The organism is uncultured Dysosmobacter sp., assembly GCF_947631165.1.
In the GTDB taxonomy this organism is placed as follows: Bacteria; Bacillota; Clostridia; order Oscillospirales; family Oscillospiraceae; genus Oscillibacter.
In genome coordinates this window covers 1-12,867 of the sequence record NZ_CANRKH010000022.1, presented here as the reverse complement: position 1 = coordinate 12,867, position 12,867 = coordinate 1, and the positions used below count along the sequence as shown (strand labels likewise).

Sequence of the window (12,867 nt, the reverse complement as noted above, 5' to 3'; positions counted from 1 at the left end):
CCTTACAGATGGTGGTCCCGCAGGAGCCGCTTGGCCTGCTCCCACAGCTCATCGCTGACAGTCTGCACCACGCAGACCTTCTGCACCAGCTCCGGCAGGGCTTTGACCAGTTCCGCCTCCACAATGGTCTCGTTGGTCAGGTCCGCCGAGGGGCAGCCGGCGCACTGGCCCAGCAGCTTCACATACAGCACCTTATTTTCCAGGCGGTCGATCTGGATCTCGCCGCCGTGGGCCCGCAGGGCAGGCCGGACCTTTTCCTCCAGCACGGCTTCGATGCGCTTTTGTTCCTCAGTCATGATGATCCTCCCTTTCCGCCGCCTTGGCCGCAGTGATCTGCTCCCGGATGCGCCGCCGGGTATCGTCAAACAGCAGTTCCTTGTTGTGCCGGAAATAGGCGTCGCAGCCGAAATTCTCCACGAACCAGCTGGCGTCATATCCTGCCGTGACCTCCGTCACAAACAGCACCAGCTCCTGGCCCTGGCCGAAGGTCTGCTCCAAAAAGCGGAATGCGTTGTCGAACTCTTCGCCGGCAAACCTGCCCAGGGCCTCCCGCTTCTCCACTTCCCGGCTGAACCACTCCCGCACCGCGTCCATAGCCTCCGCCGGGGTTGCGGCGTCCTCCCGCTGGAGGCGCTGGCGGTAATCCTCCAGGGTGTTGATCTCCCGCTGGTCCAGTTCCCGGCGCTCTTTGTCCAGCTGCCCCGCCTCGCCGGCCTGCTTCAGCCTCGTCTGCCGCTGCCACACCAGCTGAGCCAGCACCGCCTGTGGCTCCATTTCGGCGATCTTCCCCTTGAACTCCGTCAAGGCGGCGTGGAGAGCGGTAGTCAGGGCGTCCTGCTTCCGGGTCTCCCGGGCCGCCTCCGCCAGCCGGGACAGCAGCAGGCCCATCACCGACAGCTTCTCGTCAAAGGGGGCCTCCCGCAGCTCCAGCATGGTGATATTCTGCCACTGGCCCCGCAGGATGTCATCCACATGGTAGGTTTTCTGATATTTGTAATACAGCTCCAGATAATTGGCAAAATCCTTGGCAATGCGGGGCAGCTGGATATACTGCCCCACCACCTCCCGGCCCACTCGCAGGCCCAGCTTTTCATAGACCTGGATCAGCTCGCTGAGATCCTCCCAGCCCCGGGCGGTGGCGAACTGCAGGCCGTCCACCGTGGTCTCGATCTGATAAAAATGGTCCTTCTTGATGTCCAGATAGGACACCACTGCCCCGTGGATGCCCTTTCGATAGGCGTACTCCTTCCACACGGCGAAATCCTCCGCCACGTCGATGCGCTTGACCCGGTCCAGGGTCACCACGTCGAAATCCCGGACAGATTTGTTATACTCCGGCGGATTTCCCGCCGCCACGATGAGCCAACCCTCCGGCAGCTTCTGATTGCCGAAGGTCTTGCACTGCAAGAATTGCAGCATCATAGGCGCCAAAGTCTCAGACACACAGTTGATCTCGTCCAGAAAAAGGATGCCCTCCTTTAGCCCCGTCCGCTCCATCATTTGATACACCGAGGCCAGGATCTCGCTCATGGTGTACTCCGTGACGGAGAATTCCCGACCGCCGTAGGTCCGCTTTTCAATGAAGGGCAGACCGATGGCGCTCTGGCGGGTATGGTGGGTGATGGTGTAGGCCACCAGCCCCACGCCCTCTTCTGCCGCGATCTGCTCCATGATCTGGGTCTTGCCGATGCCCGGAGGCCCCATCAGCAGCACCGGCCGCTGGCGGACCGCGGGGATCAGGTAATTCCCCAGCTCGTCCTTGGCCAGATACGCCTTCAAAGTATTGGCGATCTCCTGCTTTGCCTGTTTGATGTTCATATCGTGACGCCTCCTAAAGTTGGGGAAGTTCCTCCAGGTCGATGAGGTCCGGATATTCCTCCGCCGTCTCCCGGGCCGCTTTCTCTATGCCAGGCAGATCCAGCGTCAGCCGGATGGCCCAGGGCGGGAATTTGACGGACATAGGCGGCTCCTCCAGCAGCACAAAGGCCGTCTCATAGGGCGGGCGCTTCTGGGGGTAGACGCCCATGCCGTCGGTGAAATACAGCAGCCCCCGCAGGCTGGTGAAGGCCCCCGCTTTTTGCAGCTGTTCCACGTGCTGGAACACCGGGCGAAAATCCGTGGCGCTGCCGCCGGCCAGTTCAAAGTGGTCCATATAGTCCCGCAGTTCCTCCAGATCGTGGATGGCCGTGTCGGACCGGACCTGATCGTCGCACTGGAGGATGCGGATATTCACCTTGCAGGTAAAGGTCTCGGTGCTGCGGAGAATGGCATAGGTGCAGGCCAGGAACTGCCGCACCAGTTCGCCGGAGGTGGACATGGAGGTATCCACGGCGATGACGAAGTCCTCGATGCGCTTTTCCTCCTTCGTCTCCGGCGGCTCCACCAGGGGCATGTTGCCGTAGAGCCGCAGGCCGTAGCTGTAAAAGCCATAGTCAAAGGCGTCGCCGTCCACCGCCATGATCTCCCGGGGCACGGCGAACCGCCGCAGAAAGGCCCGGTAGTCCACATCGTCCCGGACGGCTACCTTCACCTGCTCCAGCACCGCCTCGCCGCCGGTGGCCTGGCCCGCCAGCACCGTCTCCATGCCAGTCTTTGTCTTTTCCGACAGGTCCTTCCACTTCTCATCCTGCCGCTGGGACTGTTGGTCCTGCTTCTCCGGGTCCCACAGGCCGTGGTCGTCCGCCAAAAAGCGCCTTTGCAGCATAGCGAGTTCATATTCCGGCAGGCTGAGGCGCAGCAGCCGGCGGTAGATGCCCTCCGCCGTCAGCACCGGCATGTCGGCCCGGCACTCGCCGTAAAATTTCAGCTTGGCGGGAACGGTGCCCTCCTCCAGACAGGGGTAGTGCAGCTCGTCCAAAATGCTCTCCACTGCCGCGTCGCAGGCCAGATCCCACAGCTCCGGCACCTTGCCGCGCTTTTTCGCCAAGTGCCGCAGCATGCAGTGGAGGATCACATGGAGATAAGCCCGGTTGGTATAGACAGCCCCCCGGAGATACCGCTCCGCCAGATAGCCGCCGTCGTAAAACAGGGTCTCGCCGTTGGTAGCCAGAGACAGCGTGATCCCGCCCCCAGGCTGAAAGTCCAGGGCGCACAGGGCCGCATCCAGATAGGGCAGGTTCATATAGAGTTCGTTGCGGGCGGCAAATAAAATGTCCCGCCCGATGGCGGCAAAGTCCTTCTCCGGCGTTTCGCCCACTGCGGAGCCCCTCCTTCTGGAAATCAGGAATCGTTGTATTCCGCCTTTAGCGGAATGATCTTGATATGTCTGGCTTTGCCGGATATCAAAATTCCTCATTTCTCATCTCTAATTCCAAATTTCTAATTTATTTAGAGTTCAAATCGCTTTCCCATGCCCGTGGGGAACCGTCTGTGCCGCTCTTCCAGCAGCAGCGCCACCGCCTCCGGAAACCCCGCCTGCCGGGCCAGCTCGCAGGCCTCCGACAATTCCTCCCGGGTCCAGCCGGTGTGCTCCAGCAGGAACCGCAGCCCCTCCGTGTTCCGCTCCGCCAGCAGCCAGCGAGCAGCCGACAGGACATTTGCCTGCAGGTAAGCCAGATAATCGCGCTCCGCCTGCTCCGACAGCTCTGCGGGATACCACAGCCGCCACCAGGCCAGCCGCATGGCGCAGTCCTCATCGTGCTCCATACCCAGCATGGAACGCCACAGCTCGTCATAGGCTTTCAAATTCAGCTTCCGCCGGTAAAAACAGTGGTGATAGCCGTAGCCCGCGCCGTAGATATTGTAATCAAAATGGTGGGCAGGGCAATTCTCTTCATAGATCTCCACATACTCCGGCAGGATCAGCCGCGCCGTGTCTCCGGCCGGCAGGCGCAGCGTCATGTCCAGCTCATGGGAAAGCTCTCCGGCGAAATAGGACAGCAGCTCCCCTTCCCGGCCAGTGCAGGTCACGTGGAAACGCTCCAGGCTCCGGCAATTCATCAGCGCGCCGCCGCCCCAGCACAGCGTCGTGTCCCAAAGCCGCAAAGTCCGCAGCATCCGGCAGTTCAGCAGGCCGTAATCCCCGACCCGAAGCAGGCTTTCCGGCAGGCCCAGGTCCTCCAGGCGGCTGTTGTCCCACGCCGCGTCATCCGCCACGGGGCCGCAGGTCACCAGCACCGTCTCCCCCTTCGGCATGGGCCGCCCCGGCGTCAGGGCATGGTCCCCCAGCGCCGTCACCGGCAGGCCGAACAGCTCCTCCGGCAGGGCCGCCCTAGTGTCGCAGGTGGCGGCCCACAGGATCTCCGCTCCCGCCGCCTCCCGGCGGACCACCAGTTTCCAGTTGTTCGCGCCGCTCAGGATCTCCAACCGCCTGTTCCTCCCGTTTTCCGCTGTTTTTATCCTTTGTAGTGTATCACAAAACAAACCTGTTTCCTAGACCCCCTAAAATTTTTTCAAAGGGTACTTGACAAACCGTATATACTGTGTATACTGTATATGTACAGTACGAACGGAGGAACTTCCATGGAACTCATCATCCGCAACACGGCGGGCCAGCCGATCTATGACCAGATCAGTCAGCAGATCAAGGCCCAGATTATCTCCGGCCAGCTCTCGCCGGGGGAGGCGCTGCCCTCCATCCGGGCCTTGGCCAAGGACCTGAAAATATCCGTCATCACCACCAAACGGGCCTATGACGAGCTGGAAGCTCAAGGCTTCCTCTACACCGTGGCCGGCAAGGGCTGCTTCGTAGCGGAAAAGGACCTGAATATCATCCGGGAGCAGCGGCTCCGGGAGCTGGAGGGCCACCTGTCCGCCGCCGCGGAGCTGGCCCGCGCCTGCGGCGTCACACCCGCCGAGCTGCAGGAAATGCTTCGCATCCTATTGGAGGAGGAATCCCTATGAACGCTATTGAACTGTCCCATATCCACAAATCCTTCGGCGCTTTTTCTATTTCTGACCTGTGCCTGACGGTGCCCACCGGCACCATCTGCGGTCTGGTGGGCGAAAACGGCGCCGGAAAATCCACCACCATCCGGCTCATGATGAACGCCCTCCGGCCCGACAGCGGCGAAGCCCGGATCCTGGGCGTGGACGTGAACGCCCCGGAGTTCCAGGCGGTGAAGGAGGACGTGGGCGTGGTGCTGGACGAGGCCTACTTCCCGGAGGTCCTGGACGCCGCCCAGGTGGGCCGGATCATGGCCGGCACCTACCGCCGCTGGGACGATGGCCTGTACAAAAGCTATCTCCGCCGGTTCGAGCTGCCGGAGAAGAAACCCTTCAAGGACTACTCCCGGGGCATGCGGATGAAGCTGGCCATCGCCGTGGCCCTGAGCCACAGTCCCAAGCTGCTGGTGCTGGACGAAGCCACCGCCGGACTGGACCCTATCATTCGTGACGAGGTGCTGAACATCTTCAACGAATTTACCCGGGAGGAAGACCATTCCATCCTCATCTCCTCCCACATCCTCAGCGATCTGGAAAAGCTGTGCGACTATATCGCCTTTCTCCACCAAGGCAGGCTGCTGTTCTGCGACGAGAAGGACCAGCTCCTGGAGGCCTATGGCATCTTCACCGACAGCGCCGAGCAGCTGGAGTGCCTTCTGCCGGAGGCCGTGGTGTCCCGGGAGGAAAACGGCTACGGCGGCGTCCGGGCGCTGATCCGCCGGGACCTGGCTCCCGCTGGCTTCCAGCTGGACCGGCCCACCATCGAGGATATCATCCTCTTCACCGTGAAAGGAGCGAAGGAAGCATGAAAGCACTGGTATGGAAAGACCTCTGCGTCCTGCTGAAGCAAATGCGTATCTTCATTTTTGTGATACTGGTCATCGCCGTATTCAACGGCGCCTTCGGCAACGTGTTCATCGTGGTCTGGGCGGCCATGATGCCCTTCACCGCCATGGCCTACGACGAGCGGAGCAAATGGGACCAGCTGGCCGCCATGATGCCCTATTCCATCCGTGACATCGTGCTGAGCAAATACGCCCTGGGCTGGCTGTGCATGGGCGCGGCGGCGCTGTTCTCCCTGGCTACCCAGCTGGTCCTGACCATCCTGCGCGTCCCTACGGCGGCCCTGGACCCGGTGGGAAGCCTGCTGGGCCTCTGCGCCAGCGCCTGCGTATTGGCTATCACCCTGCCTATCATGTTCCGCTTCGGCGTGGAGCGGGGACGGCTGGTGATGTTCCTGATGATCTTTCTCGTGTGCGGTGCCGCCGGAGCGGTCAGCTCCATCGCCATGGACATCGGCGACGGCGCGCTACACGTTCCGCCTCTGGTCATAGCCGTCCTGCCCGCGGCCGCGGTGATCCTCACCGCCGTCTCCGTCCCCCTGTCCATGCGGCTGTATCAAAAGCGGACGTATTGAGGGAGGCGTACGCCATGAAAAACACCCACACTTGCCCCAAGTGTGGCGGGCGGAACGTGATCCGGGTCCCGGACAGCCCTCTCCGCCATGCCAGCGGCAACAACATCTACACCACCACCGTGACTCTTTTCGGCAAGATCCCGGTGATCCGCTACGTCTGCTGTGACTGCGGCTATGTGGAAAATTGGGTCGAGACCCAAAAGGAATTGGACGAGATCAAGCAGGCCTTTGGCTGACAAGCGAATATGCCGGTGAGAAGATCCCGGATACGCCGCAAGACGGACCGGAAAAACGAGCGGCAGGCAAAAGCCCCCTGATGCAGGAAAACAGACTGCATCAGGGGGCTTTTTATGATTCGGGCCAGTTCACAGATAGCTGCTTGTTGCCGGTCTATTGCTCTTCGCCGGAACGGCGCAGCACCAGCCGCCGCTTCCAGATAGAGGGTGCGAACAGCAGCAGCATGGGGAACAGCTCCAGCCGTCCGGCCAGCATATTGAAGGACAGCAGCAGCTTGGAGGCCGGGGAAAACGCAGCGAAATTTCCCATGGGGCCCACGACCTCCAGGCCGGGACCGATATTGTTGATACAGGCCGCCAGGGCAGTGAAGGTGGTCACCAGGTCAAAGCCCTCCAGCGACAGCAGCAGGAAAGAGATGACGAACACCAGCATATACACGGAGAAATACACATGGGCGCCCCGGATGCTCTTCTCCGGCAGGGGCTTGCCCTCCAGCCGGACGGTGGTGACGGCGTTGGGGTGCAGCATCTTCCGCATGTCCGCTGCGGAGGACTTCACCAGGATCAGGATGCGGGACACCTTGATGCCGCCGCCAGTGGACCCGGCGCAGGCGCCCACGAACATCAGCACCACCAGGATGGCTTTGGAGAAGGTAGGCCAGGTGTTGAAGTCCGCCGTGCCGAAGCCGGTGGTGGTGATGATGGACGCCACCTGAAAAAATGCATAGCGCAGGCTGGTAAAAGCGTTTCCGTACAGATGGGCGATATCCGCCGCAATGGCCAACACTGCCGCCGCCACGATCAGCAGATAGGCCCGCAGCTCCTCGGAGCGGAACACATCCCGGAAGCGGCGGATCAGCAGGAAGTAATACAGGTTGAAGTTCACGCCGAACAGCAGCATGAAGATGCCGATGACAATATCGAAATACGCGCTCTCATAGGCCCCCACGCTGAGATTCCGGCAGCTGAAGCCGCCGGTGCCAGCCGTGCCGAAAGCGTGGATGCAGGCGTCGAACAGCGGCATCCCTCCCGCCAGGAGCAAAACAATCTCCATGACGGTCATCACGAAATAGATACCGTACAAAATCTTGGCGGTGTCGCTCATGCGGCTCACCAGCTTGCCCACGGTGGGCCCGGGGACCTCCGCCCGCATGAGATGCATCCCGTGGCCGTCGGTCATGGGCAGGATGGCCATGACAAACACCAGCACGCCCATGCCCCCGATCCAATGGGTGAAGCTGCGCCAGAACAGGCCGCTCCGGGTCAGGTGCTCCACCTCCGTCAAAATGGTGGAGCCGGTGGTGGTGAAGCCGGACACCGTTTCAAAAAAGGCGTCCACATAGCCGGGGATATCGCCGGAGAGCACAAAGGGCAGCGCCCCAAAGGCAGACATCAGCAGCCATGCCAGAGCCACCACGGCAAAGCCGTCCCGGGCGTACAGTGCCGTCTGCCGGGGCCGCCGGAGGCCCAGGGCCGCTCCTGTCAGCAGCAGGGCCAGCGCCGGGGCGAGAAAAGGCCGCAGCGGTTCGCCGTACAGCGCCGCCGCCGTCATAGGCAGCATCAGCAGGGCAGCCTCCGTCAGCAGGATGCGTCCAATGACGAAGCCGATCATTCGATAGTTCAAATCTGGTTCCTGCCTTTACTGTAAAATGTCCCGGATGTCCTGAAGGGCGGTACCTGTGGTGACCACGATGACGTCGTCCTTCTCGTTCAGCACATCACTGCCGGAGGGGATGACGATCTTGCCGTTCCGCCGGACGATGCCCGCCAGCAGGATACCGCTCCGCAGCCGCAGGTCTTTCAGCGGCACGCCAATGAAAGGCACATCCGCCGTCACGCCGAACTCCAGGGCCTCCACCGCCCCGTCCACCAGCCGGTGGAGGGTCTTGATCTTGGCGCCGGATGCGCTCTCCATGGCTCGGACATATTGGATGATCAGCTCCGTGGTGACGCTGCGGGCGGACACCACGCTGTCGATCATGCTCTCGTTGGACACCAGGTCCACCAGGGACCTGCGGTTGATCTTGGCGATGACCTTGCAGTTCCCGGCCTGCTTGGCAGCGCTCATGGACATGAGGATATTGGCCTCGTCGATGCCGGTGATGGCCACAAAGGCGTCGGTCTGCTGGATGCCCTCCTCGTGGAGCAGCTCGCTGTCGGTGCCGTCGCCCACGATGACCAGGGCTTTGGGCAGCCGCTCGCTCATCTGGATGCAGCGCTGCTCGCTCTGGTCGATGATCTTCACCGACATGTTCATGGACAGCAGCTCCGACGCCAGATAGTAGCAGATCTTGCTGGCGCCCACGATCATCACTGAGGAGGCCCGGTTCCGGAACACCCCCAGGTACTGGAAGAACTGGCTCAGCTGGTCCGGCGCGGCGGTAAGGTAGATCTTATCACCGGAATGCAGGGTGAAGTCGCCGGAGGGGATGATGGTCTCCCCCTTCCGGGCCACAGCGCAGATCAGGACCCGGACCCGGATATTCTTGTACAGGTCCAGCAGCTTCATCCCATCCAGAACCGACTTCTCCGGCAGGCGGTATTCCACCAGCTCCAGCCGCCCCTTGGAAAAGGACTCCAGCTTCATGGCCGCGGGGAAGCGCAGGACCCGGGCGATCTCCCTGGCGGCGGCCTTCTCCGGATTGATGGACATGCTGAGGCCCAGCTCCTCCCGCATGAAGCGGAGCTGCTTCTCATACTCCGGGTTGCGGATACGGGCGATGGTGTGCTTCACGCCCAGCTTCTTGGCCACAAGACACGCCAAAATGTTGATCTCGTCGCTGGAAGCGGTGGCGATCAGCAGCTCGGCCCTGTCGGTCTCCGCCTCCTTCTGTACCTCATAGCTGGCGCCGTTTCCGCAGACGCCCATTACGTCGTAAATGTTGATGATATTGTCGATCAACTGGGGGTTCTGATCGATCACGGTGACCTGATGTTCCACCGAAAGCTGCTGTGTCAGCGCCAGGCCCACCTTTCCCGCGCCTACGATGATGATCCGCATCCGTGCCTCCTGTACAGATGGAAAAACACTCCCATCCGATTTGATAACTATATATGGGATTATACAGTCTGTCCGAAGAAAATGGAATACCCTGACCACAAAAATTTCGCTCAGGAAACACTGTTGTGGGCCTTCAAAGCAGAGAAGGCGTCAAAAGCCGCATAAAGCAGTGGAGCCGCAGACCTCCGCCGCGGCTCCCCATGTTCAGAACAGTCCCTCCGGGATGCGGATATCCGTCTGGGGCACCTTGTCCCAGGCAAAATCCGCCAGCAGCTGCCGGGCCGTCCTCGGCTCCGCCGAGGGATGGAAGCCCGCCAGATACGCCAGCTTCCCCAGCAGCTCCGCCGCGCTCAGCCGGTCTTGCAGGCTGTCCAATCCCGCGTCGGCATCCCGCTTGCTCAGCCGGCGGCCATCCGGGGCCAGCAGCAGCGGGACATGGAGAAAACGGGGCGGCGTTAATCCCAGCAGATGGTATAAGTACAGCTGCCGGGGTGTAGAGGCCAACAGGTCCGCCCCCCGGACCACCTCCGTGATCCCCATGGCGGCGTCGTCCACCACCACCGCCAGCTGATAGGCGAACATGCCATCGGACCGCCGCAGCAGAAAATCGCCGCAGTCCCGGGCCAGGTTTTCCTGATACGCCCCCATGTGGCCGTCGCGCACGCCCCATATCTCCTCTGGGACCCGCAGCCGCAGAGCGGGCCGGCGGCGCATGGTCTTCTTCGCCGCCTCCGCCGCCGTCAGGCGGCGGCAGGTCCCGGCATAGACCGCCTGGCCATCCTCCCGGTGAGGGGCACTGGCGGCGTGCAGCTCCGCCCGGGTACAGAAGCAGGGATACACCAATCCCTTTGTCTCCAGCTTTTCCAGCGCCGCCTGATACAGCGCCGTCCGCTGGCTCTGGTAATACGGCCCATGGGGGCCGCCTACGGCGGGACCTTCGTCCCAGTCCAGCCCCAGCCACCGCAGGTCCTCTTCCATCTGGGCAGCATACCGGCGGGGACAGCGGGCGGTGTCCAGGTCCTCGATGCGCAGTATGATCCGGCCGCCTTTCTGCCGGACACTGAGCCAGGCCAGCAGACAGCAAAAGATGTTGCCCAAATGGATGCGCCCGCTGGGAGAGGGCGCGAAACGGCCAGTTTCCATGGCGGCTGCTCCTTTCAATGAAATGCGGTCCCTCAACAGGGACCGCCGCAGGAGATGGGCGCCTCTCCGCCCCGCCCGCTCATGTATAAGACCGCTCCACGTTCACCACGGCATAATAGCTGCCGTCCAAAGCCTGCACGGCGGCCTTGATCTTGGATGCCACCTCTTCATCGGAGAGACGGAAGTGGAAGGGCACTACCGCGTCGAAAATGACGTTGGTGTGGGAGGGACCGGCCACCATGCGGAAATCATGGATACTGACAGCGTCGTCGATACAGTGGACCAGCGCCTCGACCCGGCGGCGGGTCTCCTCGGTGATGCCGTCGTCGGTGACGATGGGGTCCATGTGGATGACGGCGCTGCAGCCCAGCTCCTTTTCCAGCTCCCGCTCGATGTTGTCGATCTCGTCGTGCAGGTCCAGCACGTTTTCCGCGGCGGAGACCTCCGCGTGGAGGGATATCATCATGCGGCCGGGGCCATAGTCGTGGACGATGAGATCGTGAAGGCCGATGACGGTGGGATGGGCCAGTACAAGGTCCCGGATGCGGGCCACCAGCTCCGGGCTGGGCGGCGTACCCAGAAGAGGGTCCACAGTGTCCTTGGCGGACTGTACGCCGGACCAGAGGATGAAGAGCGCCACCGCCACGCCGACCCAGCCATCGATCAGCAGAGAGGTGTAATGCCCGACCAGGGTCGCCAGCAGCACGGCGGCGGTGGCCACACTGTCGCCAATGGAATCGGCAGCTGTGGCCAACATGGCAGAAGCCTTCAGCGCCTTGCCCAGTCTCCGGTTGTAAAGAGCCATGTACAGCTTCACCGCAATGGAAACGGTCAAAATGGCCACGATCAGCCAGCTGAACGCCACCGGGGCGGGATTGAGGATCTTATGGACGGAGGACTGGAGCAGTTCAAAGCCCATCAGCAGGATCAGCATGGAGACCACCAGGCCGGACAGGTATTCGAACCGCCCATGGCCGAAGGGATGGCCGGCGTCCGGCGCCTGCCCCGCCAAATGAAAGCCCAACAGCGTAACAAACGAGCTGCCCGCGTCGGAGAGGTTGTTGAAGGCGTCTGCTGTAATGGCGATGGACCCGGAGAGCGCACCGGCAAACAGCTTGCCCAGAAACAACAGCACATTGAGTCCGATCCCCACCGCGCCGCAGAGGATGCCATAGCCCTTGCGGAGCGCAGCGCCGTCCCGGCCCTCCGGCTTCAGAAAAAGACGGGCCAGCAGAGAGATCATAGGTCGTCAGCTCCTTTCCAATTCTTGAAACACGGTCATTTTCCGGGGATGACCAGCTTCAGATGGCAGCACAGATCGTCCAGATCCCGATCTGTGGCGGCGGGAATGCGCAGCTTGGCGCCGCAGTCCCGGCACACCAGATCCACGGAGGAGCGGCGGATCTCCATGCCGTAGCGGCTGCTGCCGCAGGTGCAGGTGACGCCGCCGGGACGTGCGGCGATGTCCTTCAGTTCAGACAGGACCTCGTACATGATGACGTTGTCCAAAAAGGCTTCCCGGCCCTCGTCCTCCTGCCGTTTCTCCTTCTCCGCCAGGATGGACAGCTCCCGCAGGTTCTTTTCCACGGTGCCTTCCGGACCGATGAAGCAGCAGAACTGCTTGGTCTTGGCGCAGCCCAGGGCCGTAGCTCCCCGCAGGACCCGCTCCGGCTCGCACACGGCCATGTGGGTCTCTCCGCAGATGCCGCAGGGAACGTAGATCTGGTATCGCTCGCCGTCAAAGATGGCCCGCAGGGCGGTCTCGCCGCAGCTGCAGGCCACTTCCGCGTTGGACGCCTCCAGAGCGAAAATGGAGCGGGCGGCCATCACCGGCTTGCCGCACTTGGGGCAGAGGTAACCGAAGGTCCGCATCTCTTCACGCATATGATGATCCCTCGCTTTTGATGAATATCTGGTAATGCCCCCGATGAGCAAAGGGCAATTGGGAATGTTGGATAATAGTGAAAGTATATTATACCATAGCAAGAGAAGGATGTACAGAGAAATTCCGCGGGAAATCCAGTGTAGGATTACAATACATATTAGACAGATGAATAAAAAAGGATGAAGGATAGAGCCTCATCGGTTAAAGTTGAGTTGTCAGACACCAACTTGACGAGAGGAGGCCGTATCCTTCATGAGCAAGAGTATAACACAGGACATGGCGTACAGACAATCCCTAATGA

13 protein-coding genes are annotated in these 12,867 nt (G+C 61.6%); 4 read left to right on the top strand and 9 right to left on the bottom strand.

Translation table 11 applies throughout. From position 1 onward, the window contains the following. Window positions 1–2 precede the first annotated feature (2 nt). The 4 genes from Q0Z69_RS11125 to Q0Z69_RS11110 all read right to left on the bottom strand — a co-directional run bounded on the left by Q0Z69_RS11125 (window position 3) and on the right by Q0Z69_RS11110 (window position 4,305). Window positions 3–296, bottom strand: coding sequence for a NifU family protein (locus tag Q0Z69_RS11125; protein ID WP_298033407.1), 294 nt, complete (start codon window positions 294–296; stop codon window positions 3–5). Next, window positions 289–1,818, bottom strand: a complete 1,530-nt coding sequence (locus Q0Z69_RS11120) for an ATP-binding protein (RefSeq protein WP_298033405.1) — start codon at window positions 1,816–1,818, stop codon at window positions 289–291. Before Q0Z69_RS11120 ends, Q0Z69_RS11125 begins: the two co-directional genes overlap by 8 nt. Window positions 1,819–1,831: 13 nt before the next feature. Then, window positions 1,832–3,196, bottom strand: coding sequence for a DUF2201 family putative metallopeptidase (locus Q0Z69_RS11115; RefSeq protein WP_298033404.1), 1,365 nt, complete (start codon window positions 3,194–3,196; stop codon window positions 1,832–1,834). A gap of 131 nt (window positions 3,197–3,327) precedes the next feature. After that, on the bottom strand, window positions 3,328–4,305 hold the full coding sequence (locus Q0Z69_RS11110; protein WP_298033403.1) for a hypothetical protein: 978 nt from the start codon (window positions 4,303–4,305) through the stop codon (window positions 3,328–3,330). Window positions 4,306–4,461: 156 nt separating this feature from the next. Here Q0Z69_RS11110 and Q0Z69_RS11105 point away from each other — a divergent pair, with 156 nt between their 5' ends. Genes Q0Z69_RS11105 through Q0Z69_RS11090 form a run of 4 tightly spaced genes read left to right on the top strand, consistent with a single transcriptional unit; the run spans window position 4,462 to window position 6,537 of the window. Continuing rightward, entirely contained in the window at window positions 4,462–4,842 is a 381-nt protein-coding gene (locus Q0Z69_RS11105) for a GntR family transcriptional regulator (RefSeq protein ID WP_298033400.1), read from the top strand. Further along, window positions 4,839–5,693 carry an ABC transporter ATP-binding protein gene (locus Q0Z69_RS11100; RefSeq protein WP_298033397.1) on the top strand — a complete coding sequence of 285 codons (855 nt, stop codon included), beginning with the start codon at window positions 4,839–4,841 and terminating at the stop codon, window positions 5,691–5,693. The genes Q0Z69_RS11105 and Q0Z69_RS11100 overlap by 4 nt, the downstream gene beginning before the upstream one ends. Further along, a complete protein-coding gene (locus Q0Z69_RS11095) occupies window positions 5,690–6,301 on the top strand; it encodes an ABC-2 transporter permease (RefSeq protein ID WP_298033394.1) in 612 nt (203 codons plus the stop codon). Before Q0Z69_RS11100 ends, Q0Z69_RS11095 begins: the two co-directional genes overlap by 4 nt. A 14-nt stretch (window positions 6,302–6,315) precedes the next feature. Further along, window positions 6,316–6,537, top strand: a complete 222-nt coding sequence (locus tag Q0Z69_RS11090) for a hypothetical protein (protein ID WP_298033392.1) — start codon at window positions 6,316–6,318, stop codon at window positions 6,535–6,537. Between the two features lie 154 nt (window positions 6,538–6,691). On the opposite strand, the gene Q0Z69_RS11085 is transcribed toward Q0Z69_RS11090, so the two are convergent. The 5 genes from Q0Z69_RS11085 to Q0Z69_RS11065 form a co-directional block, all read right to left on the bottom strand. Further along, window positions 6,692–8,161 carry a TrkH family potassium uptake protein gene (locus Q0Z69_RS11085; RefSeq protein WP_298033389.1) on the bottom strand — a complete coding sequence of 490 codons (1,470 nt, stop codon included), beginning with the start codon at window positions 8,159–8,161 and terminating at the stop codon, window positions 6,692–6,694. A gap of 15 nt (window positions 8,162–8,176) precedes the next feature. Continuing rightward, window positions 8,177–9,538 carry a Trk system potassium transporter TrkA gene (gene trkA, locus Q0Z69_RS11080; RefSeq protein WP_298033387.1) on the bottom strand — a complete coding sequence of 454 codons (1,362 nt, stop codon included), beginning with the start codon at window positions 9,536–9,538 and terminating at the stop codon, window positions 8,177–8,179. 204 nt (window positions 9,539–9,742) lie between these two features. Continuing rightward, window positions 9,743–10,681 (bottom strand): tRNA glutamyl-Q(34) synthetase GluQRS, encoded by a 939-nt coding sequence (gluQRS, locus tag Q0Z69_RS11075; protein ID WP_298033384.1) that lies wholly within the window; start codon window positions 10,679–10,681, stop codon window positions 9,743–9,745. A 79-nt stretch (window positions 10,682–10,760) separates the two neighbouring features. Next, entirely contained in the window at window positions 10,761–11,924 is a 1,164-nt protein-coding gene (locus tag Q0Z69_RS11070) for a cation diffusion facilitator family transporter (RefSeq protein WP_298033381.1), read from the bottom strand. A gap of 35 nt (window positions 11,925–11,959) precedes the next feature. Further along, window positions 11,960–12,565, bottom strand: coding sequence for a hypothetical protein (locus Q0Z69_RS11065; RefSeq protein WP_298033378.1), 606 nt, complete (start codon window positions 12,563–12,565; stop codon window positions 11,960–11,962). Window positions 12,566–12,867 lie beyond the last annotated feature (302 nt).